The 24,628-nt window shown below is 58.9% G+C and carries 19 protein-coding genes and 2 tRNA genes; 8 read left to right on the top strand and 13 right to left on the bottom strand.

All coding sequences use genetic code 11. The features are described from left to right. Window positions 1-159: 159 nt before the first annotated feature. Together ACP8MI_RS00900 and ACP8MI_RS00895 are read left to right on the top strand one after the other, a co-directional pair. Entirely contained in the window at window positions 160-462 is a 303-nt protein-coding gene (locus ACP8MI_RS00900) for a PolC-type DNA polymerase III domain-containing protein (RefSeq protein ID WP_018120192.1), read from the top strand. Between the two features lie 108 nt (window positions 463-570). Next, the gene (locus ACP8MI_RS00895; protein WP_018120193.1) at window positions 571-3,828 is read left to right on the top strand and encodes a DEAD/DEAH box helicase; all 3,258 of its coding nucleotides are present in this window, start codon (window positions 571-573) and stop codon (window positions 3,826-3,828) included. A gap of 197 nt (window positions 3,829-4,025) precedes the next feature. Here ACP8MI_RS00895 and ACP8MI_RS00890 read toward each other — a convergent pair whose 3' ends face one another. The 4 genes from ACP8MI_RS00890 to ACP8MI_RS00875 form a co-directional block, all read right to left on the bottom strand. Then, window positions 4,026-5,057 (bottom strand): ATP-binding protein, encoded by a 1,032-nt coding sequence (locus ACP8MI_RS00890; RefSeq protein ID WP_284796198.1) that lies wholly within the window; start codon window positions 5,055-5,057, stop codon window positions 4,026-4,028. Between the two features lie 95 nt (window positions 5,058-5,152). After that, on the bottom strand, window positions 5,153-7,039 hold the full coding sequence (gene selB / locus ACP8MI_RS00885) for a selenocysteine-specific translation elongation factor (RefSeq protein ID WP_018120195.1): 1,887 nt from the start codon (window positions 7,037-7,039) through the stop codon (window positions 5,153-5,155). Beyond that, window positions 7,040-8,455 (bottom strand): L-seryl-tRNA(Sec) selenium transferase, encoded by a 1,416-nt coding sequence (gene selA / locus ACP8MI_RS00880; RefSeq protein WP_259816285.1) that lies wholly within the window; start codon window positions 8,453-8,455, stop codon window positions 7,040-7,042. It abuts the gene before it with no gap. 70 nt (window positions 8,456-8,525) lie between these two features. Continuing rightward, window positions 8,526-8,621: transfer RNA gene (locus tag ACP8MI_RS00875), tRNA-Sec, on the bottom strand. A 46-nt stretch (window positions 8,622-8,667) separates the two neighbouring features. Here ACP8MI_RS00875 and selD point away from each other — a divergent pair. Beyond that, entirely contained in the window at window positions 8,668-9,717 is a 1,050-nt protein-coding gene (gene selD, locus ACP8MI_RS00870; protein WP_018120197.1) for a selenide, water dikinase SelD, read from the top strand. On the opposite strand, the gene nrfD is transcribed toward selD, so the two are convergent. From nrfD to fdnG, 3 genes are read right to left on the bottom strand one after another with little or no spacing between them, the layout of a single operon-like run. Then, window positions 9,714-10,832 carry an NrfD/PsrC family molybdoenzyme membrane anchor subunit gene (nrfD, locus tag ACP8MI_RS00865; RefSeq protein WP_018120198.1) on the bottom strand — a complete coding sequence of 373 codons (1,119 nt, stop codon included), beginning with the start codon at window positions 10,830-10,832 and terminating at the stop codon, window positions 9,714-9,716. The genes selD and nrfD overlap by 4 nt on opposite strands. Beyond that, the gene (locus tag ACP8MI_RS00860; protein WP_284589393.1) at window positions 10,829-11,959 is read right to left on the bottom strand and encodes a 4Fe-4S dicluster domain-containing protein; all 1,131 of its coding nucleotides are present in this window, start codon (window positions 11,957-11,959) and stop codon (window positions 10,829-10,831) included. The genes nrfD and ACP8MI_RS00860 overlap by 4 nt, the downstream gene beginning before the upstream one ends. Before the next feature lie 4 nt (window positions 11,960-11,963). After that, window positions 11,964-15,230, bottom strand: a complete 3,267-nt coding sequence (fdnG, locus tag ACP8MI_RS00855) for a formate dehydrogenase-N subunit alpha (RefSeq protein ID WP_284589392.1) — start codon at window positions 15,228-15,230, stop codon at window positions 11,964-11,966. Window positions 15,231-15,496: 266 nt separating this feature from the next. Between fdnG and ACP8MI_RS00850 the strand changes: the two genes are divergently transcribed. Continuing rightward, window positions 15,497-17,044: a dicarboxylate/amino acid:cation symporter gene (locus ACP8MI_RS00850; RefSeq protein ID WP_284589391.1), complete on the top strand. Its 1,548-nt coding sequence runs from the start codon at window positions 15,497-15,499 to the stop codon at window positions 17,042-17,044. Here the strand turns inward: ACP8MI_RS00850 and ACP8MI_RS00845 are convergent. After that, window positions 16,990-18,237, bottom strand: coding sequence for an ATP-binding protein (locus ACP8MI_RS00845; protein ID WP_284589390.1), 1,248 nt, complete (start codon window positions 18,235-18,237; stop codon window positions 16,990-16,992). The genes ACP8MI_RS00850 and ACP8MI_RS00845 overlap by 55 nt on opposite strands. A gap of 432 nt (window positions 18,238-18,669) precedes the next feature. Here ACP8MI_RS00845 and ACP8MI_RS00840 point away from each other — a divergent pair, with 432 nt between their 5' ends. The 3 genes from ACP8MI_RS00840 (at window position 18,670) to ACP8MI_RS00830 (ending at window position 20,407) form a co-directional block, all read left to right on the top strand. After that, window positions 18,670-19,173, top strand: a complete 504-nt coding sequence (locus ACP8MI_RS00840) for a Panacea domain-containing protein (protein ID WP_337891685.1) — start codon at window positions 18,670-18,672, stop codon at window positions 19,171-19,173. A gap of 21 nt (window positions 19,174-19,194) precedes the next feature. Next, the gene (locus ACP8MI_RS00835; RefSeq protein ID WP_126843947.1) at window positions 19,195-19,575 is read left to right on the top strand and encodes a Fic family protein; all 381 of its coding nucleotides are present in this window, start codon (window positions 19,195-19,197) and stop codon (window positions 19,573-19,575) included. A gap of 64 nt (window positions 19,576-19,639) precedes the next feature. Further along, complete coding sequence (locus ACP8MI_RS00830) at window positions 19,640-20,407, top strand: DUF542 domain-containing protein (protein ID WP_249606269.1); 768 nt, start codon at window positions 19,640-19,642, stop codon at window positions 20,405-20,407. A 40-nt stretch (window positions 20,408-20,447) separates the two neighbouring features. On the opposite strand, the gene ACP8MI_RS00825 is transcribed toward ACP8MI_RS00830, so the two are convergent. From ACP8MI_RS00825 to cynS, 4 genes are all read right to left on the bottom strand, one after another. After that, window positions 20,448-21,713 (bottom strand): arginine deiminase, encoded by a 1,266-nt coding sequence (locus tag ACP8MI_RS00825; protein ID WP_049167986.1) that lies wholly within the window; start codon window positions 21,711-21,713, stop codon window positions 20,448-20,450. A gap of 11 nt (window positions 21,714-21,724) precedes the next feature. After that, on the bottom strand, window positions 21,725-22,426 hold the full coding sequence (locus ACP8MI_RS00820; protein WP_284589388.1) for a lysoplasmalogenase family protein: 702 nt from the start codon (window positions 22,424-22,426) through the stop codon (window positions 21,725-21,727). 27 nt (window positions 22,427-22,453) lie between these two features. Beyond that, window positions 22,454-23,080, bottom strand: a complete 627-nt coding sequence (locus ACP8MI_RS00815; RefSeq protein WP_049167988.1) for a class I SAM-dependent methyltransferase — start codon at window positions 23,078-23,080, stop codon at window positions 22,454-22,456. Between the two features lie 111 nt (window positions 23,081-23,191). Next, on the bottom strand, window positions 23,192-23,650 hold the full coding sequence (gene cynS / locus ACP8MI_RS00810) for a cyanase (RefSeq protein WP_018120210.1): 459 nt from the start codon (window positions 23,648-23,650) through the stop codon (window positions 23,192-23,194). 140 nt (window positions 23,651-23,790) lie between these two features. On the opposite strand from cynS, the gene ACP8MI_RS00805 reads away from it, so the two are divergent. Beyond that, window positions 23,791-24,432: a Fic family protein gene (locus ACP8MI_RS00805; RefSeq protein ID WP_049168024.1), complete on the top strand. Its 642-nt coding sequence runs from the start codon at window positions 23,791-23,793 to the stop codon at window positions 24,430-24,432. A 68-nt stretch (window positions 24,433-24,500) separates the two neighbouring features. Here the strand turns inward: ACP8MI_RS00805 and ACP8MI_RS00800 are convergent. Next, window positions 24,501-24,576 (bottom strand) — tRNA-Arg (locus ACP8MI_RS00800). Window positions 24,577-24,628 lie beyond the last annotated feature (52 nt).

Raw genomic sequence — 24,628 nt, 5'->3', positions numbered from 1 at the left:
ATTCACTGTCCTCGATTTCGAAACAGCCAACGAGATGCGTGCGTCGGCAAGAGCCCCATCGTTGCACACAACATGGCCTTTGATTATTCCGTCTGGCGAGCACACACAGAGCTCGGTAACCTGCCCGATTTTAGCAATCCCCGGCTTTGCACGCTGCGCATGGCCCGATACCTTTTGCAACGCCCCACCGGAACGAACGGGCTGGAAAGCCTGATCCACGACTACTGCCCCGGCCTGGCGTTCGCGCACCACGACGCCTCCGAGGACGCGCGGGTTACCGGCGAGCTATTCCTCGCGATGCTGCAACACCTGGAGATGCCGCTGGGGCAGCTCGTGGAGACCTTCGCACTCACGCAAGCACCGCGGCAACGCGGGAGTCTGGGCTCTGGTAGCGGTACCCGGCCAGTTCCGGCCCCTTGCAAATATTTCACTACCCCGGCGAGAATATCTACTCCTGAATAACAGAAACAGATAGCGCTCCACCGGGGCTTCATGGAATATTATAGCGCCTAGCTCCTCAGGCTTCACGAACGCAAAGCGTCACGGCGCTCAACCAACTAACCTGAAGGCATGAATACCGCGCCTTTGCTGCATTATCTGGAGCCTGCCGTCATTGATCGCGGCCACGAGCTTTTCCACAGAAACGCAGCCGAGATTACCGACATCCAACGTACTTTTAATTTGACGGAAGTCAGCGGCAACTGCCTGGGCTCGCAGGGCGATTTATACCACCCGCGTGTGGCTATGCATATATCACCCGACGGTGTGCTCCGAGCATTCATCGGGCATTGTTCCTGCCCCTACGGGATTAATTGCAAGCATACTGCCGCACTGTATTTGACCTACATGGCAGCGCAGCATAAGCAAGCCGATGATCCTGTGCAACCAGGGTGGAAGCATGACTTAGACAATATTTTCTCTCCTACCAGGCCGGGTGGCCTGCGCCAACGGCACCAGAGACAGCCATCCCAACCCCAGACGACGCAGACTGAGCGTTCTACCCGGCTTGCACTCTTGTTTAATTATTCTCCGGCCGGTGTACGCGAAACCCACTGGGGTCCAATCAACGCACCGGCAAGCCTGTCTGTGGAATTGGTTCGCCCTACGAAAAACCAGATCAACAAACGTAGCTGGGCCAAAACCGACGTGAGCTTTCACCGCTTCCTTAACCAGACCTATGCGCCCACAATTTTGCCCGCTCATGAGCAGGCAGCACAGAAATTAACAGATGCGTTTATAGACCACGAAATATATTTCGATAGCCAGCACACGCTGGCACCATTAACGCATATTGACAATGCAGAACCCCTCAAAGCCATCGCCCGTACCGCAGCAGAAGGCATCGAATTGGTCGATGCCACCAGCAATGGCCGCATCATCTTCCACGACGGCCTGGTACGCCCCTACCTGGCACTTCACCAGCGCGACGATGGCGATATTCAGTTAACCGCAACACTGCACCTCCACGCCGCAGGCTATATCGAACCAGAATTAGTGCTCGGATACCCCGGCTTTGGGGCGGTGTGGCGCGATGAAACCGAAACGCTCCACATTGCGCGTTTTACAGAACCAGCCAGCGAGCAATGGCGAAGGCTCCACGAAGTGGAACACACGGTACGCATCCCGGACGAGGATAAAGATGAATTCGAAGCAGATTTTTTAGACCGCCTGGACAACAACACTCCGTGGACCAGCCCAGATAAATCTTTTACCCCAGGCCCACCACCAGCTCCACATCTCCGGGTTGATATTTCGACAGACCGGCAAGCCAACCACCCCTTAGCAGCGGAATTCGCCTGGTATTTCGTATATGGCAGGCGCGCAGTCTCCCTGCCAGATGCCGGGCACCACGCTTCGTCTGATCCACGTCGCAACGCCGATGCCGAACAGGAACTACTCGGAAAACTCTGGTTCACGCCACGCAACGCCACCCTGCACGGTGCAGAATTACTAGATTTCTTCCACACCGGGCTGCCACGGCTGGAACAACTGGGCGTCGACGTGCACATCGCTGATGCCGCCCAACGCACAGCGGCACTGACCCCGGCGTCCGACGTCGATGTCGCAGTTGCTGCCCACCGCGGGGCTAATGACTGGTTTGGCCTGGACGTGCAGGTTGTGGTGGATCAACAGCCGGTTCCTATAGCGCAACTGATCGCAGCGTTGAACGATCCGCACCGGCTGCTCATCCTCGACAACGGCACCTATGCTGATTTGAACAATGCAGAATACGACGCCTTCGCCAGGTTGTTGGAGGAAGCACGAGCCCTGGGCGACACTCGTTCTTCCCGCCCTCAGGTTCCCCGCGTGCGTACGTCCTTTTGGGATGAGTTGGAAGCGCTCGAATCCATCAATTTCACCCCGGATGAGTGGCTGCGCAGCGCCCTCGATGCAGTGCACGAACCAGTGGGGGAACTCGCCGTGCCAGCTGAGCTGCGGGCGGAGTTACGGCCCTACCAAGAAACTGGTTTTCGCTGGTTAGCGGGACTCAATCGGCGTGGTTTTGGCGGTGTGCTTGCCGACGACATGGGCCTCGGCAAAACCCTGCAGGTGTTATCAATGATCGTCGATTCTCCAGAACGCCCATGGCTCGTTGTCGCGCCCACGTCTGTAGTGAGTAACTGGGCACGCGAGGTAGCAAAATTCGCCCCGCACCTGAAAGCGGCTATGGTGAATGCGACCGGCAAGCGTCGTGAACAATCCCTTTCCCAGCTTGCCGACGATAACGACATCGTCATTACCTCATATACCTTGTTGCGCCTCGAAGCTGCCCAGTACCAGGACATCGACTGGGCCGGGGTAATTCTCGACGAAGCACAGCACGCGAAAAACCCTGCCTCGAAGATCTTCAGCACAATCCGCGACCTGCGGGTGGCCAAAAAATTCGCCATCACCGGCACTCCGATCGAAAACTCCCTGTCCGATGCGTGGTCCATGTTTTCCCTGACCACCCCGGGATTGCTCGGCAATGTGAAACAATTCCGCGAGCACTTCGAACGGCCAATTTCGCGTGGCGACGACGAGAAGATGGAGGTGTTGCGTCAACGCACGTCCCCATTTTTGCTGCGACGGCGAAAAGCCGATGTGGCTCTTGACCTTCCGCCAATCCAAACCCAGGTGGTTCCGGTGGAATTAGCTGCTAACCACCGCAAGCTCTATGATCTGCATTTTGCTCGGGAGCGGCAGCGCATTCTGGGGCTGCTTGCCGACGATCCGGATGGCAACCGCATCGAGGTGCTCGCTGCCATTACGCGCCTGCGGCAATTAGCCATTGATCCACAGCTGGCTATCCCCGACTCCACCGCAACCTCATCGAAGTTGCGGGTATTGGATGAGCTGTTAGAAAGCATCGTGCAAGAAGGCCACCGCGTGCTAATTTTCAGCCAATTCACCACCTTTTTGCGCAAAGTACGGGAGCATTTGGAGGCAGCTGATATTCCTACGAGCTATCTCGATGGCCAGACCAAAAACCGGCAGGACGTCATCGACGAATTCAGCAATGGTGACAACCAAATCTTTTTGATTAGCTTGAAAGCAGGCGGAGTGGGACTCAACCTGACTTCTGCTAATTACGTGATTCTGCTTGATCCGTGGTGGAACCCAGCTGCAGAACAACAAGCCATTGACCGCGCTCACCGTATTGGCCAAAAAGTTCCAGTGACTGTATTCCGTCTGGTGTCCACGGATACCATCGAAGATCAGGTTGTCGCGTTGCAAGATTCCAAGCGCGAGCTCATGGAAAACTTCTTAGAACCCGGCCAGTCCGGCCAGACCGGTGGTGTCGAATTAAACGCCGATGTCCTCCGGGAGCTCTTCGACGCCGACTAGGGCAACGGAGATGGCTGGGATGGCCGAGATGGTTCTACTCTAACAATGTTAGAGTAGCTTTAGAGTAGATTTAATAGTAGCCTGTTTGTACTGGTCAAAGGCATTTTATACTCTAAAATCTAGTTTTAGAGTACTTTAGAGTAGCTTTACAGTAGGCCGCGCTTCGCCGACAGCACCAGGTCAAGCTTCTCCATCGGTTATTCGAGTGACCACGTAGCACGGGGATCATTCGGGCTCTGTTTATGCCACACAACCAAGCCACGCGAATGCAACTCTTTCAAATGGCGCAGCACAGTAGGACGCGCAAGGCTTACTAACTCGGTGATTTCCCCAGTCCCTAATTGTTTTTGGGACTGCCGGAGCACCTTGAGAATTTCCAATGCTGCCCGCCCCAAATCTCGGGTTAAATCCGCTGGAATAGCATTGCTCGCATGCAAAGTCAGTTTTACTGACTCGTTGACCTGCTCATACACTGGATCCACTAGGCCCGATGTGCGCATCTCCTGGAATATACGTCGAATACCTTCACCTAATTCCTGAGTAATCCCGAGATCCGCACATACCCTTGCAATGCGAGGGTTACGCGCGTTCCGGCTGATCTGCTCCGGGTTATCAATCCGATTCAGTCCCAAAAACCTGCCAGGATTAGTAATCTCTATACGGTTAGGAAAGATTTCTACCCGAATATGGTCGCCGCCCATGCTGTACGAACGGTGAACCAACGCATTTACCAAGCCTTCAAGCCATGCGTCCTTCGGAACAATTGCATGAGGCACAAACCGCCCGGCATCCCCCAACGCCTGCCGCTTAGGCATGAGCTGCTCAATAGCTTCTATCGCTGCCGAAAGCTGCTCAGGGATCGAGCCTTCAGCGCGTATATCTCCCCCATGTACAAGATTTTGCCGACGCCCGGCACCACGATCATTATCGTCATAGCGCAGAATTCTTACATGCGCATTGGGATAAAAAACCTGAGGTCGCTGCGCAAACAATAGCGCTGCCGCAACTGTGACCTCCCCCTTTCGAGTCAATAAATCCCGTGCTTGCAACGCTAATTGCGGGGTTGATGATGTAAGCAACGCCCGGAATTCTTCTACCTTTTCCGGATCCAAAACCTCCTCGAAACTTCCCCCACCAGGTACTGACGTCGACTCAAACCGTGACGCTCCCCGATCCCATTCAAGTTCTTGCCTCTGAGCAAACGACAACTTCAGGGTGGAATCACCCATACGCTGGTAACAATCCCCGCGATTATCCTGGTGCACATATTCGGACATACCAACCCCGTAACTTTAGAGTAGCTTTACAGTAGATCGACCACACACTACCGCAGCTCCCGCAAACCCCCATCTAGGCGGCGGGTAATCCCCTGCTCATCGAGGTACTCCAGCAGCGGGATGGCCACCCGGCGCGTAGTGCCCAACGCTTTCCGAGCAGCCGACAACGTAAACGGTTGTTCCAACTGCGCAATACGCTGTTTCGCTTGCTGCGGCGCACTCGGCAGCACAATGATCCCCTGGCCAAGCCGCAACAATCGCCCAGCATTTTCCGCCGCCGCCAACTGCTTGGCACCCAACCGGAGTTCCTGCAGCTCATCCGCCTCCGGGGCGGCAAACGGGTCGTCGGCAAGCCAGGCCTCCAGTTTGGCAACAGACGCCTCGGCCTCACCCAAATCCACCTTGTGCCCAGGCAGGCGCACCACACCATCGGCCTGTTCCACCTTGGCTGCAGCCACCGCGATGCCCAACAGGGGATCCTCCTGCAACTCCAGCGCATCCATCGCAGCCTTGCGCGGCATACCGGCCGCCAGCGGATTATCCTGCGCATGCTTTTCCAGCGCGACCAGCAGCTGATTCTTCCAGCGCGTGATCTCCCGGGCGGCAATCCACCACTCACGGAAAACGATAATGCCCTGCGGCGGGGCGGCCGGATCATCCACGGCAAACCCGGCGCGCTGCAGCTTGTCGACGGGCACGTAACCGACGCGCTGGATGTACCCGGTGGGATCGGTGAACGGACTCGGGCTGGCCGCGGGAGTGCTGGCCGCGGCAGTAGTGGTGGCATCGCTGGGGCTGCGGTCATTGCGGTCGCGACCAGCGCTGTTGCCGTCGGCAAGCAGTTCCAATTCCTCTGCACGCCGACGCGCCGCGCCACGACGGTTCAGCTCCGGCGGGTACACATCAATAACCTGCACCCCGGCACTCACATGCCGCCCGCCCGGGCTGCGCACCACGAAGCGATCCAACAACTGCAGCGGCAACGGGTACGCCAAACTCAAGCGCGCATAATCCGCGGACAACGGCCGCACGTGCGCCTCCAGCCCAGCGGTGCCAATGTGAACGACGATATTCTGCGGCAACTCATAAAAATCCTGGCCAAAGGTGCGGCGCACATCGATCTGTTCCACCAGCTCCCACGCACCCGGGCTCAGCAGGCTGTGGCCGCGGTGGATGGCATCGGCACTGATCCCGCGCAGATTCACCGCCACCCGCGAAGTCGGCTCCAGCACCTGGTGGGCCGTATTTTCGCTGTGCAGGCCGCGGACCTCTACCTCGCGGGTCCCTTCCGGGCTGGCCAGCTGCAACTTATCGCCCACCCGCAGCGTGCCCGCCGCCAACGTGCCCGTGACCACGGTGCCAGCACCTTTCACGGAAAACGCGCGATCGATCCACACGCGCACACGCGCCTGCGGGTCCGGGGCAGGCACCCGAGCAAGCACCTGATCCAGCACCTGCCGCATCTGCGCAATGCCCTCGCCGGTATGGGCAGAAACCTCAACCAGGGGTGCGTCGGCAAGCGCGGTGCCAGCTAGCTCATGGCGCACCTGGGCGGTGACCTCGGCGCGACGGGCGGCACCTGCACGATCAGCGCGAGTCACAGCGATCAACCCATACTGGATGTCCAAGGCGCGCAGCGCATCGCGGTGATCCGTCGACTGCGCCTGCCAGCCCTCATCGGCAGCGACCACGAAAATGACCACCGGCGCCGGGCCCACACCGGCGAGCATATTGCCCAAAAACTTCTCGTGCCCCGGCACATCCACGAACGCCACATCCGCGCCCGACGGCAACGTAGTCCAGACAAACCCCAGGTCGATGGTCAGCCCGCGGCGCTTTTCTTCCGCCCAGCGGTCCGGGTCCATATCCGTCAGCGCCCGAACGAGTGCGGATTTCCCGTGGTCAACGTGACCGGCAGTGGCCACCACGTGCATTTAATTCGCCTCCTGGGGTTGCGGGGGTTGCTTGGCCGGGTTGGCTGGATTGGTCTGGGTGGGCCGATTGGCCGGGTTCGCCTGCTGAGCCTGGACGCCCCGGATGGTCTGGGCCAGCAGCTCGTCCTGATTTTCCGGCACGCAACGCACATCCACCAGGCACTGGCCATCATGCACGCGCGCAATCACCGGCGGGCTGGCCTGCCGCAATGGTGCAGCCAACGACTCCGGCAGAGCAACCGCCACACCAGGCAGCGGATACTCCGGGGCTCCCCCACCGCCGACACGCCCATCATGGGTGCGCACGCGGCCATCGACGGCGTCGGCAAGCGCCTGTGTGCGCTCGCGATAACGCTGCGGGTCGATATGCAACGCATCCTGCACGGCATTCGACGGCGTCGCCACCGCTGCGTGCAGAGCATTCAGCCGCAACTTATCAATGCGCACCGCCCGCGCCAGCGGATGCTTTTTCATTTTCGCAATCGCCTCGGCACGCCCCAGCACAATGCCCGCCTGCGGGCCGCCGAGCAGCTTATCGCCACTAGCAATCACTACATCCGCCCCGGCAGCCAGCTGGCTATGAATATCTGGTTCCTCCGGCAACGCGGGATCATGCGTGAGCAGGCCCGAACCGAGGTCCACGAGCAAATACTTGCCGTGCGCGCGCGTGAGCTCCCGTAGCGTGCCGACGCCCACTGCCGCCGTAAAGCCTTCCATGCGGAAATTCGACGGGTGCACTTTCAGAATCGCGCCGGTATCCGCGGTGATGGCGTTGGCATAATCCGCCAGGTGCGTGCGGTTGGTCGCGCCGATCTCGCGCAGGCGCGTCGCGGTGGATTCGATGAGCTCTGGCAGACGGAACCCGGCGCCAATCTCAATCAGCTCGCCGCGGGAGATAATCACTTCCTGGTTTGGCGCTAGCGCGGCCGTGGCCAGCAACAACGCGGAAGCCCCGTTGTTCACGATCAGCGCGTCCTCCGCCGCCGGGCACGCATCCAGCAACGCCTGCGTGGCACCCGCCCCACGGTTGGTGGAACGCTTACCGCTGGCCAGGTCCATTTCCACATCCGTATACGATGCCGCAGCCTGCAGCGCCGCCACAGCAGCCGGTGGCAGCGGGGCGCGGCCCAGGTTCGTGTGAATGATCACCCCGGTGGCATTAATGACCGGGTGCAGGGAAAACGGTTGCTGCGCGCGGAGGTTTTCGGTGATGCGCTCTTCGATGGACTCGACGGTGATGGCCCCGCGGCGGGCGTCGGCAAGAATGTTTTTTATGGTCGCGCGGATGGTGTGTTCCGCCAGGCGCTGCCGCGCGTGTTCGACGGCGGGAAGCTGCAACAGTTGGTCCATCTTCGGGATATTCCGGCGGGGATCGGTGTCAGGAGTTAAAGGATCAGGCGTTAAAGGATCAGGCACCGTGGCGACCTCCTTGCGGGGCGGGAAACTTGCCTGCGCTGTGGCAAAACTAGTGTTGGGGCAAAACTAGTGGCGGAGACGGACAGGAATCGAACCTGCCAGACCGAGATGCTCGGCCTCACCGGTTTTGAAGACCGGGGCGCCCACCAGGAACGCATACGCCTCCACCGCGTCATGGTACAGGCCAATAAAACCCCACGTAGCATGGGCCTATGAGCGAAGCAACCGAATCCGCCAACACTGCAACAACCAATGCCGCACCCATCAACCTCACCTCGTTTGCCGCCGGCGGTGGCTGCGCCTGCAAGATCCCGGCCGGCGAGTTGGAATCAGCCGTCGAAGGGCTCATCGGCACAGCCGACCCCAACGTACTGGTCGGGCTGGACGACGGCGACGATGCCGCAGCCGTGAAAATCCAAGACGGGCTGGCGGTGATCTCCACCGCGGACTTTTTCACCCCCATGCTCAACGACCCCTATGACTGGGGCCGGGTGGCCGCCGCCAATGCGCTTTCCGACGTCTACGCCATGGGCGGCACCCCGGTGACCGCGATCAACCTCGTGGGCTGGCCCAACGACGTACTCGGCCTGGATGTTCTGCGCGAAGTCCTGCGCGGCGGGATGGACGTGGCCACCCAAGCAGGAATTTCTGTCACCGGTGGGCACTCGATCACCGCTCCGGAACCGATGTACGGCATGGCGGCCACCGGCATCGTCGCCCCGGACAAGCTCATGCGCAACGACGCCGCCCAGCCGGGTCTACCCATCACGCTGACCAAGCCGATTGGCGTGGGCATTCTCAATAACAAGCACAAAGCCACCGGGGAGGTGTCCCAAGCGGCTGTTGCTTCCATGACCGCCCTCAACCGGGAAGCGTCGCAGGCCGCGCTGGCCAGTGGCGCGCGGGCGGCCACCGATGTCACCGGCTTCGGTTTGCTGGGCCACTTGTACAAGATGTGCCGGGCCTCCGGGGTGGCCGCTGAGCTGGACTTTTCCGCAGTACCCGCCATCGACGGCGCCAAGGAAGCTCTTGCCGACGGCTTCATCCCCGGTGGTTCGCGCCGCAACCTGGATTGGGTGCGCCCGCACTTGTCGGTGGAATCGGAGGCGATTTCGGAAGAAGACTTGATCTTCCTTGCCGACGCCCAAACCTCCGGCGGTTTGCTGGTAATCGGCGAAGTGCCTGGTTACCCGGTTATCGGCCGCACCGTGGAACGCAGCGTGGAACGAGACGACAACACCGCATATATCTCGGTGCGCTAATCCGGCGTCACCACATCCCCGGCTAATCCCTGCTGCTCACGGCGGCGCTGCGCACGCCGCTTCTGCGGACCAATGGTGGTGGCCGGATCTTTCACTGCCTCCAGCCCGGCATCCAACACCCCGAAGCGCGTGCAGGCAGAACCGGCCAACAGCGACAAGCCCGAAAGCACCGAGACCGCACGGGATTTCGTCACCGCTGACACCGCAGCCCCCACACCACCAGCGGCAATGAGGTATTCCGAGGCCTTCATCAGTTTTCCCGACTTGCCGTGGTGCAAGGCCTCGCGCGGCTCCGGCTCCATGCCGTTTTCCAGCACCTTTGTGGCCACCAGATCACTCACAGCCGCCCCCATGGCTAACGCGCGGGCCGGACCCGCGCTGGCTACCGGCGTGGTCACCAGCGCACACCCAGATGCCGCGGCCGAAGCCGAAGACACAAACACGTACGGCAGGTGGTTTTTCATGTCGTTCCACACCGGGTTTGAGGTATTCGACAACAGCACCGCCGTATAACCAGCCAGCGGGCCGCCCAAAACACCCGTGGCCGCCCCAGCGGGCCCGGCGAGTTTCCGCAGCACAGTGCGCGCGAACTTCGGCAACGGCAGACCAGAACGACCCGCCATCTCATCGACTTCCACCAGCGCCGGAATCGCCGAGGCACTGGCAAAGCTCATCAAAATCCAGGAACCGATCGACATCGGCGAGGTCACCTTAAACACGCGGAACATATTCAACGCGCGCTCCGGCCTGCCCAAATCCAAAATCAAAAACACGGAACCGAGCGAGGCAGCACCAAGCGTCGTCAAGCGAGTTGTGCGCAGCAACGGCTTATTGCCCGTGGCCTGCGCGCCTGCGGCCAACATGCCGGAGCCGCCACTGATGCCGCCGAGGAACAAATAGACACCAATTGGCCATTCCCACGGCGGAGCCTTGACGACGGGTTTGCCGTAGTAGGAAGAAAACTCGAAGTCTTCTGCCATCCGCTCTTCTTTGGAACCATCCTGCGCACCAGCACCAGGCCGCTTGCGTTTCTTCTTCGGCTTTTTCCCGTCGAACTTGCGGTAGCGATTGGGGCGCTCGCCCTGCGGTGGGCGGTATTCATCGAAGTTGCTCACTTCCGACCTCCCAGCACGAACGCACCAGCCACGGCCAACGCCATGCCGCCGATGGCTTTCGCGGCGGTTTTATACATCTGCGGCAAATCGGCCGTCGGCACGCGCGGGTCCGGCGGCAAACCATAGACCTCGGGCGAATCCAGCAGCAAGAAAATCGAACCAGTGCCGCCCACGCCGTCCTGGTTGTTCGCACCGTACAGGCGGGCCTCGGTCAGGCCTTGCTCATGCAACACGCGCACGCGCTGTTTCGCTGCGGCCAGCATCTCCTCATAGGTACCGAACTGGATGGAATCCGTCGGGCAGGTCTTCGAACACGCGGGCTGCTCGCCGACTTTCAGCCGGTCGTAGCACATGGTGCATTTCTGGGCGACGCCAATATTTTTAATCGGCATGGATTTGCCCGGGGTGTGGTCGATCTTGTTCGGCCCTTGCAGGCCGCGTTGTTTCAGCTTCGCCAGCACGTTCACCCCGGCGTGCGAGTTGTCGTGATGCTCCACGGTGGCGGTTTTGTCCTGCTTCAGCGTCACCCCGCCGTCGTCACGACGCTCAATGACACCGAACGGGCACCCGGCCACGCAGGTGCCGCAGCCGTTGCACACATCATCTTGCACAACGACGGTGCCGTATTCCGTGCGAAACAGCGCGCCAGTCGGGCACACGTCCAGGCAGCCGGCGTTGGTGCAGTGCTTGCACACATCCGATGACATCAACCAGCGGAAAGAATCCGTATCCGGCGGGGTGGTCTCTGCTGCAACGCCAGCTGGGCTGCCGGTTCCGGCACCCGCGCTCGAGCCAGCCTGGCCAGCGTTCCCATCCTGCCCACCGATCGTCGGCATGCCCAACGAAATCAGCTTCTTGCCCTCCGCACGGGACTGCTCAATGCGGTCGTTGTTCTGCTCCACAAACGCCACGTGCCGCCAGGTATTCGCCCCCAACGCGCCGGTATTGTCGTACGAATCGCCGGTCACCTCGTAGCCTTCCACGGGGTTGCGGTTCCATTCTTTGCAGGCGACCTCGCAGGCCTTGCAGCCAATGCACACCGACGTATCCGTGAAAAACGCCATGCGCTGGTAATTGTCATAGCCGTGTGTGGCGCCGTGTGCGGAGGCGTTTTCGGTCAGCAGCATGCTTTTACTTCCCTTCTTCGCTCTCATCGGGGCAGTTCTTGCCGACGGCATCCAAGCGTTGTTGCTCCGAAGCAGCATCGGAGACACCGCCGTCCTCGCCGGTGAGCAACTCGTTGCCGCTGTCCACGGTCAACTGCGCACGCCGCTGATATTCCGCCAGCAGATCCCGGCGCGCCTGCCCGCGGGGGCGTCGTCCTGGCTGAATATCGCAGGCACCGATCTTCGAGTTCTGGATGAACACGTTCGGCTCCAGCGTCAGCCCCAGCAGGTCATTAGCGCCGTCACCAGCGACTTCCGTGGTATCAGAATCACCGTAGTGGAACGGCAAGCCAATCTGGTGAAATTCCTCGCCGTTGATCTGCAGCATCTGCATGCGGTCAGTGACCAGCACCTGCGCCTCAATCACGCCACGCGGAGACACAATCGTCGCCCACTCGCCGTTTTCCAGCCCGCGCTTGGCGGCTAAGTCCTTATCCACTTCACAGAACAAACCAGGTTGCAGCTCCGCGAGATACGGCAGGCGCCGCGTCATCGCACCCGAGGTGTACATCTCCGTCAACCGGTACGTGGAGAAGACGAATGGGAAGACCTCAGAGCCTGGCTTGCCCGGCTCCGGACGCGAGAGGTTATCTTCCCGTTTGATCGGCATGCGCGTCGGCGATTGTTGCTGGGTGTAGAGGACATTCCCCACCGGCGATTCGTGCGGTTCGTAGTGCGTCGGCAAGGGCCCATCAGACAGACCACTAGGCGCGAACAACCAACCGCGCCCGTCGGACTGCATGATGAAGGCGTCGGTGCCATCCAGTGCATCCGGGCCCACGGCGTCGGCAGGCGCCTTGTAATCCGGGGATTTGTCCACGGGGAAATCCGGCACGTCGTCGCCGACCCACTTGCCAGCGTCCTTGTCCCACCACACGTACTTCTTGCGCTCTGACCACGGGGTTCCATCCGGGCGCGCCGAGGCACGGTTGTACAAGATGCGGCGGTTGGCAGGCCAGACCCAGCCCCAATCCAGCGCGACCTCGTTTTGCTCGCGGCCCGGAACCTTCTTTTGCGAATGGTTGATGCCGTCTTTGTACACGCCGGTATAAATCCAGCAGCCGCCCGAGGTGGTGCCGTCGGCTTTCATCTCCACGAAGCTCGGCAGCAACTCGCCCTTGTTCGGCCCATCCAGGTAGTAGCCGTTGATCTCTTTGAGCACGTCCTCCGGGTTCGGCTCACCTTCTTCGGTTTCCACATAATCCCAGGTGAGTTTCTGCACCGGCAGATCCCGCGGGTCCGTCGAATCCGCCAGGCGCTGCTTGATCTTCTTGCCCAACTGGTAGAAGAACCACAGATCGCTCTTGGCATCGCCCGGCGACGGTGCGGCCTTAAAGCGCCACTGCAGCATGCGCTGGGTTTGCGTAAACGTACCGGCCTTTTCCGCGTGCGTGGCCGCAGGCAGCAAGAAGACCTCTGTGCCGATCTCCTCGGTTTTCAGCTCGCCAGTTTTGATCTCTGGCGAATCCTTCCAGAACGACGCCGTCTCAATCTCTTGGAAATCGCGCACGACCAGCCACTTCAGCGCAGCCAAACCACGGCGTTGCATACCACCGTTGGATTGCGCCACCGCCGGGTTCTGCCCAAAGACCAAGTAGCCTTCCACAGCACCTTCCAGCATCGCCTCCAGCGTCTGGTAGGTGGAATGCGCACCGGAAATCCGCGGCATCAGATCATAGCCCCAGTTATTCTCCGCCGTCGCCGCATCGCCCCAGTAGGACTTCATCAATGAAACCGCATAGCTTTCGCCGAGCTGCCAGAAGCCCTTCTGCGACTGGTCACGAATCTCGTCGCAGTATTCCTGCCAGCTTTGCTTGTCGACGCTGGGCATCGGCAAGTAGCCCGGCAGGGAATGGAACAGCGTCGGGATGTCCGTCGAACCCTGGATCGAGGCGTGCCCGCGCAACGCCATGATGCCGGAGCCCGGGCGGCCCACGTTGCCCATCAGCAACTGCAAAATCGCGGCCGTGCGGATAAACTGTGCGCCCAGCGTGTGCTGGGTAAAGCCCAACGCGTAGGCAAAACACGTAGTGCGATCCGGCTTGGAGTTATCCGCGATCGAATTAGCCAGGTAGTAGAAATCTTCCTGCGAGATGCCGCAGGTTTCTTCCACCAGCTCCGGAGTGTAGCGCGCGAAGTGGCGTTTCAGAATCTGGAACACGCTGCGCGGATGCTGCAGGGTGTCGTCGCGTTCCACGTTCCAGGACGAGCCGTCGCCCTTCTGCTCGTACTGCCACGTATCGGTGAGGTATTTCCCGGTTTCTGGGTCGAAACCAGAAAACAGTCCGTCGAGATCCTCCGTATCCTGGTAGCCTTCCGAGACCAACATCGGCGCATTGGTATATGCCACCACGTAATCGTGGAAGTACAGGTCATTGTCCAGCATGTACTTGATCAATGCACCCAAGAGCACAACGTCAGTGCCGCCGCGAATACCGATGTGGCGGTTCGCAAACGCCGAGGTACGCGTGTAGCGCGGGTCGACGTGGATGATGCGAGCACCCCGCTTTTTCGCTTCTACTACCCACTGGAAACCCACCGGGTGGCATTCCGCCATGTTCGAACCCTCGATGACAATGCAGTCGGCGTTCGCCATATCCTGCAGCGGTTGCGTGGCACCGCCGCGGCCAAAGGAAGTTCCTAAACTAGGAACTGTGGCGGAGTGTCATATGCGCGCCTGGTTTTCTACCTGGATCGCGCCCGTGGCGGTAAAGAGCTTTTTGATCAGGTAATTTTCTTCATTATCCAGCGTCGCACCGCCCAGCCCGGCGATGCCCATGGTGCGGTTGAGCCGGCGACCTTCGTCGTCGATATCCTGCCAGCCGTTACGGCGGGCCGCTAGGTAGCGGTCCGCGATCATGTCCATCGCGGTGTCCTCGTCCAATTCCTGCCATTCGGTGGAATAAGGCGCGCGGTATTTGATCGTGGTTAACCGCGACGCAGAGTTAATCAGCTGCTCAGAAGCCGAGCCTTTCGGGCACAACCGGCCACGGGAAATCGGCGAGTCTGGGTCGCCTTCCACCTGGATAACACGATCGTCTTTGACGTATATGCGCTGCGAGCACCCCACCGCGCAATACGGGCAGACGGACTGCACCACCCGGCCTGCCTCCTCGATGCGGCCACGCTTGTCTTTGCTTTTTTGCGACTGCGTGTTGACGTCCCTACCGAAAGGGTCTCCGCCGCGGATCTGGCGCACAACAGGCCAGTTGAGGGGGCTAAAACGAGACATGTTTTTAATGTATTCCGGAGCCGAATAAAAATCCAGCAAGGCAAGGCTAGGTATCGGCAGGATGACACAGCACACCGTGCGGTGCGATGCATAGCACAAAAACACGGTTTTATATAAGAATATATTTTCGCGTGGTGTTGCGCCCCGAAAACTAGGGGGAGTACAGTCAAGGAAACACTGTTGAACAGAATGGTTCACCAAAGATAGACCGATCTGTTCACAATGAACGAAATTAGCCCCCTAAACTCACGCGATAAGGAACACTTATGGCACACAAAAACTCCGCGCAGGCGTCGACAAGCGCGCCCGAGCACGCAGAAACCAAGCACAAGCTCCCCAGCTGGGCCACTGGCTTCGGCGCACAAGTAATCGCCGGTTTGATCATCGGCGTGATCTTAGGATTAGTTGCCTCCTCCATGGACACCGACCCGGAAAACCCGGGCTGGCTGACCAGCATTCTTAGCAACGTCGGCAGCGCGTACGTGCAGCTGCTGAAAGTCATGGTGCCACCGCTGATCTTCGCCGCAGTGGTCACCTCCGTAGCGAACCTGCGCAAGGTCACCAACGCTGCGTCCCTGGCGTTTTCCACGCTGCTGTGGTTCGCGATCACCGCGTTTTTCTCCGTTATCGTCGGCATCGTCGTTGCCCTGGCACTGAAGCCGGGCGTCGGGACCAGCGTGGATGCCTCGCAGGCCCAAGACCCATCCAGCATGGGTTCGTGGACTGCATTTTTCGAGCAACTGCTGCCGCAGAACTTCTTCGGGCTGAACGCGTCGGTCAGCGACGGCGAAGTTTCACTGAGCTTCGGAGCCCTGCAGCTGCTGGTCATTTCCCTGGCCATCGGCATCGCCGCGGTGAAAGCAGGCAAGGCCGCGGACCCATTCCTGCGGTTTACCGAATCCTTCTTGAAGGTCATCCAGGTCGTGCTGTGGTGGATCATCCGCCTGGCGCCCATCGGCACCGCCGCGCTGATTGGTAAAGCTGTCGCCACCTACGGCTGGGACGCAATGGGCTCGCTCGGCAAATTCGTGCTCGCAGTCTACATCGGCCTGGCCCTGGTTTTCCTGGTGGTCTACCCGGCCGTCATGAAGGCACACAACATCCCGGTCTTTGGTTTTTACAAGCGCATCTGGCCAGTTATTTCCCTGGGCTTTGTCACCCGCTCGTCGATGGGCGTTATGCCAGCAACGCAGCGTTTCAGCGAACGCGCCATCGGCGTTCCCCGCGAGTACGCCTCCTTCGCTATTCCGCTGGGTGCGACCACCAAGATGGACGGCTGCGCCTCGGTCTACCCAGCCGTCGCCGCGATCTTCGTCGCCCAGTTCTACGGCATTGACCTGGACTTCACCCAGTACCTGTTGATCATCTTCGTTTCCGTCATTGGTTCTGCCGCCACCGCAGGCACTACCGGCGCCACCGTCATGCTGACGCTGACCTTGTCGACGCTGGGTCTGCCACTGGCTGGCGTGGGCTTGCTGCTGGCCGTCGAACCGATCGTCGACATGGGCCGTACCGCGCTGAACGTCACCGGTCAGATCCTGGCTGCGACGGTCGTCGCCAAGCGCGCCGGCATCCAAGACATGGACGTGTGGGATGCCGCCGAAAGCGGTGTCAACGACCTGCTGAATGACGACACGCAGGATGACGAGGCGCTGGATGATGACGCTCGGAACTACGATGCCGCCGCACCGGCTGCGGCCCGTGCTGAGGCCCGTGCTGAGGCCGGTGCTGCGGCCCGTACTGAGGCTAGCGAGGATTTTTATGCACCAAACAGATCTAATGGGATGACAGCGACCCCATCGTCACGTCGATAAGCATGCTCACCGGTGTTTACTACGACCATATCCACCAGGTCTTCACCTAGTTTCTCCTTGAGCCAGTGCAGGTGCTCCACATCATCGTCATTGATATGCGCAGCTAGTTTCACCTCAATGGCGATGACATCACCATCCTGGTTTTGCACGATCAGGTCTACTTCGTGATCACCTTTTGCCGTACGACAGTGCGCAATGCTTCCAAATAGCGATTCGGCAGCAACCCGAACGGATAACGTGGCCAAGGATTCAAACAAAGGCCCCAAGAAATGCGCAAACCGCGAAGTATTCAGCTTCGCGCGCGGTATCCGCAACAACCGCATCGCCAAGGCTGGGTCTGCAAGCTGATGTTTTGGCGCTCGTGCCAATCCTGCAAAAGCCCCACGCTGCGGCGACCAGGCTTTGACTGGATCAAGCATCCAGATCTCCGAGAGCTTTTCCCGGTAAGTCATGGTCGTGGACTTAGCCGGTTTCTTCCCTTCACCCGGCGTAGCTGCATCGAGAATTTCTGAATACCCAGTGGTAGTAGAACTCGCAGCGGCATACGCCGTCAACCACCGCAACAAACCATCGCGGTTTCGCGCTGTATAACCTTGATCGGGAAGATCGCGGTCAACAATTCGCTCAATATAAGAATCCAAGTATTCATTACGCACGATTTCTGGCGCACGATAAATTCCGGGAAACCCGCTGCAGGCGATGTGTTCGATGTAATCGTTCAGCGAAAGCGTACTTTTTCCCGATATTTTCGCGCGAGATTCGAAGAGTTCGGATAATTTCACAGAAGGGTTTATTCCCTCCCGTTCGAAGAGTGCAAGCGGGCGCATGCGTACGCTCAGAATCCGCCCTGCCCCGCTGTGCGTATCAACTCCTACTTGGGACGTCGCCGACCCCGTCAATAAAAACCTTCCGGACCCAGCCCCATCATCGACTGCGCGGCGAACATAATCCCAGCTTTCGGGATGCTTTTGCCATTCATCAAGCAAAATCGTGCCTTCCTCGAATGAGTGGAACCTTGGATCTGCTCTGAGGCGCTCGCGGCCAGTCGTCGTATCTAATCGAATTTCTGTTTCTGCACGACGACGTGCAGTCTCCGTTTTCCCCACACCCTTCGGGCCATCAATCGCCACCGCCGACGCAAATCGCAATAAGGTATCTAATTGCTGGTCAATCGCTCGAAATAAATAATCCATTACTTAATCCTACTTATTTTCCGCATTCTATCGGTCGAATTTTCCGCGACTTACGCTACTTATTTTACCCGTCCTACGCTACTTATTTTCCGCATTGCTCCATAATGACCATTAGACGACCATGAAAGTTAAACGAATGAATTTTCGACATTAAGCACATTCCAGCACTCCCATTCTGGATCTTTGCTAGCGTTTGACCTAAGCAACGGTTAGCAATGGTTAGTAGTGGTTCCGCAACGCCCATGCCGAAACGACACGCGAGGGCACAAGAGCCAACAACCACAGAAGGTTCAGAAGGCGCGGAACGCGTGGAAGGTTCATAAGGCACAGAAGCCGCATGAACGGTAGACAAGGAGGCGGCGATGGCGACAATCCTCGATGTAGGTCAATACATCACCGAACTGCTTCCTAGCGTCGACAAGATGAAGCTATATAAGCTGTGCTATTTCTCCCAAGGCTGGCATTTGGCATGGACTGGCAAGCCCCCTGTTTTCCGATGAATTCGAAGGCTGGCGCCATGGCCCTGTCTCTCAGAAGCTGCGTCACCACACCGAGGAAGTGGCCAAGGGTTACACGGTAGCTGAGGTTCCGGGCGGGGAATCGGCGTGCCTTTCTGCATACGAAGCTGCCGTCGTCGGGCGCATCGTGGAGTTTTACGGCAACCAGAAATCCACCGACTTATCAGAGTTGAGCCACGGCGCAGCTTGGCAGGCGACTCGTTCCGGGCTAGCACCAGATACCCCAGGAACAAACGTGCTTAGTCTGGCGAATATTCGTGACGAATTCAGCGAGCTATTACATGCTGAGACCCCACGCCCCTCTGCTCCAGCAATAAACCAGATATCCCCGGATACAACTACTGACGACATGATCTCTCAGGCTATTGCGCTAGAAAAAGAATGGGACCCAGTGTTTGATTTACTCGCTACCCGCTAGTCTGTGCAGCAAAAAATCGATATGACCGATTGCCGCGACCAATCAGCAGAGGAAGCGCTCGCAGAAAAACTGGTGGAGGTAGCTTGCGCGCTCAACAAACGTTGCGGAATGCGAGCATCTCACAGTCGTGCTGGCCTCCAAGAATACTCAGGTTTTTCGGTCCGTCTCGAAGGCCTTCGGTCCGCAATTTATGCCCCCTTGCAGGTATTCTTCGGCCAAGCTGCTTACGACTCACCATTTGAACGCGCGGCCGCACTAATCGTGAATATCGCACAAGGGCACCACTTTGGTGACGGTAACAAGCGCACAGCCTTGCATCTTGGATTGTTTTATCTATCGATGCTCGGAATCAACGCTGGCCGGCAACTACGGCAGTGGTCAGACCCGACAGCAGCCCCTTAGCCACAGCCGCTAGGCGCATAAAATCACAGCGACGCCCCCGGGCCACCAGAGTAAAATTGAAACCATGAACACGCTGGAATTTCGTCCCGAGACCACCCTGCGCGAGATCGTCAACACCGACTATGGCTACTCGCAGATTTTCGAAAAATTCCACATCGATTTCTGCTGCAACGGCCACCGCACGCTACACCAGGCAGCCGCAGACGCGGAAATCCCCGTCGAACACCTCATCAGCACACTGCACGACGCCGAGCTACCAAGCAACCAAGGCACTCTTGCCGACGCCAGTCCGGCCAATCCGGGAAGCGTCGACAAGCACAGCGACCAGGCTACCCAGCACGCCAACGCCCGGGTTTTGTCTGCGCAAGCGCACGACATCGTCGACATCCACCACTCCTATTGCTGGCTCGAAATGCCAGAATTGCAGGAACTCGTGCACAAAGTCGCCCGCGTGCACGGCGACGCACACCCGGAATTGGCGAAAGTAAAAGAATTCTTCGACACCGTCGTCGAGGAAATGTCCGAGCACCTCAGCCGCGAAGAACGCTTCGTCTTCCCCGCGATTTCCGCCATGGAGCGCACCGGCACCGCGGCAACCAACCTGGACCACGAGCTACGCGCCCTTATGGCCGAACACGACGCCGCCGGGATGCTCATGCGCACCATCGCGGAGCTCACCGACGGTTTCACCTCACCCGACGACGCCTGCCCGTCGTATCAGATGATGAATGAACGCCTGGCGAAATTCCGCAGCGACCTGCACCTACACGTGCACAAGGAGAATAACCAGCTATTCCCGCAGGCCCTGGAATACAGCAAAGCACTGGGTTAGGCTGCGGTGGCGGCTTGCGCGGGAATAGCTTTCGCAGAACCTAATACCCCACCGGGTCGCGCGTGATCGGGCACGTCATGCAGTGCCCACCACCGCGGCCCCGTCCCAGTTCCGCCGAACCAATCTCGAGCAGTTCCACACCGGCCGCCCGAATCAACTTGTTGGTATAGGTATTTCGGTCATAGCCAACCACCACTCCAGGCTCTAGCGCGACCACATTATTGGCATCATCCCACTGCTCGCGGGCCGCCCCATAAAAATCCCCGCCAGTTTCTACTACCAGCAGCTCGGAAAGCCCCAGTGCATCACGTACTACGTCGATAAAATTCTTGTCGACGACTTCCACATCCAGCCCCGTCGGCGCATCACCCGGGCGCAGCACAATCGGGCGAATCTTGTCGACGACCGGCGGATACGCCGTTACCTTATCTACATCCAAAAAAGTAAAAACCGTATCCAGGTGCATCGAGGCGCGCTCGGACGGCATCGCCGCCACAATCACTTTCTCGGCTTCCTGCGCGGCAAACAAATTCGCCGCCAATTCACTGACTGCCTGCCACGAAGTCCGCTCACCCATTCCGATCAGCACCACACCAGCACCAACCGGCATGATGTCGCCGCCTTCCAACGATGCCAGCCCCGGATCCATATCGGTATCGCCGTACCAAAAATGAAAATCTGCGTGCGCAAACCGCGGATGAAACCGATAAATTGCCCGCGTCAGTGCAGTTTCCTGGTGCCGGACCGGCGAATACATCGGGTTCAACGACACCCCGCCAAAGATCCACGCTGAATTGTCCCGGCTAAACAACGTATTCGGCAGTGGAGAAAGCACAAATTCTTCCGGGCGATGCGCCAAGCGTAGAGCATCAATTTCACCGTGTCCTAGCCCAGCCGGGATTTCCGAAAACGGCAGACCACCAATCAGATATTCCGCCAACTGCTGTGAGCTAAGCTCAGCGAACCAGTCCTGCAGATCCAGCGCGATACCCGCACCAACCATCTTCCCGGCTAACTTAAAATCCACGATGAACTCGCGCCCAGCAGCAGTATCCAGCGTTTCGGCCAATAGCTGGTGCATTTCCAACACTGCGATTCCACGTTCCCGCATCAGATCGCAAAATTCCTGGTGATGCTCGCGAGCTTTATCCACCCACATGACGTCATCGAAAAGCAGCTCTTGGCAATTCTTCGGAGTCAACCGGCGGTGTGCCAGCCCTGGCGCGCACACCATGACCTCGCGCAAGGTACCAACCTCCGAGAACGCACCAATCTCGGAAGTCGGGGTGCTGTGTGGCAACGGCATGGCAGTCTCCTTTAGCTAAGCGGTTTTTTGTGGCTCGAATCGAGGCCGTCGACAAGCAAGCGCTGGGCAAGCGTGTAAGTCGACATCACGCCAATCTCCGCGACCGCACGAGGGAAACGGCGTTGCAGGTACATCCGCCGCAGCAGAATCAGCGCATCACTGACTAAAAACAGCATGGAACCAGCGGCAAAGCGTGTATTTTTATCTTGCCCGCCAAGCAACCCGGACGTGCCCAACACAGAAGTCAACGCCACCAGGCCCCCGTACCCGGCAGCTGCGGGCAGCACACGCGGATCATGCCGGGCAGCCTGGCTCGCCAACCCCACCAGCCCTGCGCCGTGCACGGCCAGCAGCCCCGGATGCATTCGAGCTCCCTGCCGCCACGCACACACCTGATAACACACATGCGCCACACCGAAAGCCAACGCCGCGGCATTCAGACTATTCCCGGAAGCCTTCGCATCATGGCCCAAGGCCTGAGGACTCTGCAGAATTACGTCACCACAGGTAGACCCGGCTACAGCCCCCAACAAAAGCACATTATCCGTTGCTTGCCGACGCCTCCAGCCGCGCGCCACGGTACCCGCCAGCGATACCCCGATTAGCGGTTTAAACACCCGCAACAACCGGTGCCGCTCGGTAGCCGCGGCAGCAGTGGCAATCGTCGAGCTGGCAGCAAACAGCAGCCGTTCAGGTTGGGAAAATACTCGCATGCTCTGCAGTGTATCCTGCTTCACGTTTTAGCGCCGTCGGGCACGCAACACCAGATCGCGGTGGTGGTGCGCCCCGCCGCCACGTTCGAGGTTCTTGTCAAACACGTAGTCGTCGACAAGTTCCAACTCCGTCAGCTGCTCTTTCAGGCGCGCCGGCATTAGATACTTCTCCGATTCCATATCGTGATGCACGAAAATCAGCCAACCACTCGGCGCAACCAGCGATTCCAGCTTCGGCACATCGTCGTCGCTAAGCTGCCCGAAAAAGCAGATGACCAGATCAAACATGGCCCGTTCAAAATCCTGGAAGCTCACCGCTCGTGCGTCGATCTGCACGCCGTTTTCAGCCGCCAATTCCTGGGCGCGGCGCACGGCGGTTGGGGCATGATCAATGGCCGTGACCTGCCAACCTTGCTGCGCCAACCACACGGCATCCGCGCCTTCACCGCAGCCAATATCCAACGCGGTGCGCGGGCTCGCAACATCCAGCCCCATGCTCGCAACCGCGTTCAGCAGCGCCGCATTCGGATCCCCAGACCACACGCGCTCATTTCTGGCATAACGATCCTCCATCGCGGCCGCCGACGACGCATGATACTCAGAATTGTGGTGGCCGGGAGCGTTACTATCAGAGTGTGTGCTGTCGGTGTGCATTGCGGAGTCCTTTCGCACGAATACTTTGAGGAGAATTTTACCGATGCTCCGGGACTCCGGGACCGCGTGCGGGCTTGCTACAGACTCCAGCCCGCCGCAGAAAACTAAAACTTACTGCTTATCGGACTGTACCCAGTCATAGGGCAGGTACTTGCCGTCAATGGTGATGTGCACGCGGTCGCCACCTGGGTGTTCCACACGCTTGAAATCCAGGCTGCAGTTGATCGCGCTCATGATGCCGTCGCCGAATTCATCGTGGATCAGCGCCTTCAGTGCAGGGCCATAGACATCGATGAGTTCGTGAAAACGATAAATCGTCGGGTCAGTGGCGATTTCACGCTCCGGAACGCGAGTTGGTTGGCGGCGCAAAGCCTTCACCAGCTCGTCGTCAAGATCCAGTTCGTTTTGTAAAAACTCAGCAACGTCTTCTGGCACTGGGTGCATGCCCAGCACCGCAGAAACCAGCCACACATTCGGGCGCTGGGCGCGCTCGGCGAGCTCTGACCAGCTCAGGCCTTTCTCTTGGCGCTTTTCATCAATAATGATGCCTGCGTCTTGCTTGGATAACATGCGAGCTCCTCACAGCCGGTATTGCTTCAGTATTGCTCATGAATCAGGGCCTTGTGCCTGCACCGGCGGGCTTTCGGGGACCAGGCCCACCGCCCATTTTAGTTGTTGGTACCGGAATTTTGGCCGTAGGATTTTGCTTTGTGGTTAACGCAATAAACCTCGTCGACGTGATTCACTCTGCGGGCACAGTTTTTGAAAATCTACAGTGCAGCAGAGCCGCCACCCAATCATTTATCGCAGGCGGCGATACCAGTGGTATTACCAGCCGGGCAGATCTAGAGCTACTCAAAGATCTCAGCGACGCCGCGCAAATCATCACCCGTGCTCACAATAGCCACGAACAATTGACCCCACAGACAATCATTGCAATCAATCAAGCGATGACTCGTTCTGCAGCGCTACAGCCCGGTGTTTTCCGTAGCGATAGTGACAATATCGGGGTTGCGACCCGCTACGGCGACCACCGCCCGAAAGCCGCGACCGAGGCAGATTTACATAGCATCATTACCGAAGCTCGCAACCAGCCCGCAGATAAAGCAGCCGCCACCCTATTCGTGCTGCTCGCCAAAGCACAGCCTTTTGGTGATGGAAATAAACGTACCGCGCTCTTAGCGGCTAATCTCTTGTTACTGCCGGAGCGAAAGATCCTAACGGTTCCGTACAGTGATCAGGACTTAAGTGTGTCCGAAACTTTTAATGATCTATTAGCGCGAGCCTATATCTATGACGACGTTGCTGCGTGCGTCGAGTATCTCGTCCGCGAAGGTGTCAGTACCCTGTAACTGGCACCACCCCAGGCAACGAAAAATCTCGAGCGGCCATTCTTAGAACGACAACTCGAGATTTGTTATGGTGCGCCCGGAGGGATTCGAACCCCCAACCTTCTGATCCGTAGTCAGATGCTCTATCCGTTGAGCTACGGGCGCTTCCCGCTACACTGTCATGCAACCTTGCGGCTGCCGTCCTGTGCAACGAGAA

This window comes from Corynebacterium sp. LaCa_70, from assembly GCF_058182015.1.
This window is presented reverse-complemented; position numbering and strand designations above follow the sequence as displayed.

Bases quoted from the DNA above. Each gene is read 5' to 3' on its own strand.
- ACP8MI_RS00900 (WP_018120192.1), top strand. From the start codon at position 160: ATGGCCCGATACCTTTTGCAACGCCCCACCGGAACGAACGGGCTGGAA.
- ACP8MI_RS00895 (WP_018120193.1), top strand. From the start codon at position 571: ATGAATACCGCGCCTTTGCTGCATTATCTGGAGCCTGCCGTCATTGAT.
- ACP8MI_RS00890 (WP_284796198.1), bottom strand. From the start codon at position 5,057: ATGGGTGATTCCACCCTGAAGTTGTCGTTTGCTCAGAGGCAAGAACTT.
- selB (WP_018120195.1), bottom strand. From the start codon at position 7,039: ATGCACGTGGTGGCCACTGCCGGTCACGTTGACCACGGGAAATCCGCA.
- selD (WP_018120197.1), top strand. From the start codon at position 8,668: ATGAGCGAAGCAACCGAATCCGCCAACACTGCAACAACCAATGCCGCA.
- ACP8MI_RS00860 (WP_284589393.1), bottom strand. From the start codon at position 11,959: ATGCTGCTGACCGAAAACGCCTCCGCACACGGCGCCACACACGGCTAT.
- ACP8MI_RS00850 (WP_284589391.1), top strand. From the start codon at position 15,497: ATGGCACACAAAAACTCCGCGCAGGCGTCGACAAGCGCGCCCGAGCAC.
- ACP8MI_RS00845 (WP_284589390.1), bottom strand. From the start codon at position 18,237: ATGGATTATTTATTTCGAGCGATTGACCAGCAATTAGATACCTTATTG.
- ACP8MI_RS00835 (WP_126843947.1), top strand. From the start codon at position 19,195: ATGACCGATTGCCGCGACCAATCAGCAGAGGAAGCGCTCGCAGAAAAA.
- ACP8MI_RS00830 (WP_249606269.1), top strand. From the start codon at position 19,640: ATGAACACGCTGGAATTTCGTCCCGAGACCACCCTGCGCGAGATCGTC.
- ACP8MI_RS00825 (WP_049167986.1), bottom strand. From the start codon at position 21,713: ATGCCGTTGCCACACAGCACCCCGACTTCCGAGATTGGTGCGTTCTCG.
- ACP8MI_RS00820 (WP_284589388.1), bottom strand. From the start codon at position 22,426: ATGCGAGTATTTTCCCAACCTGAACGGCTGCTGTTTGCTGCCAGCTCG.
- ACP8MI_RS00815 (WP_049167988.1), bottom strand. From the start codon at position 23,080: ATGCACACCGACAGCACACACTCTGATAGTAACGCTCCCGGCCACCAC.
- cynS (WP_018120210.1), bottom strand. From the start codon at position 23,650: ATGTTATCCAAGCAAGACGCAGGCATCATTATTGATGAAAAGCGCCAA.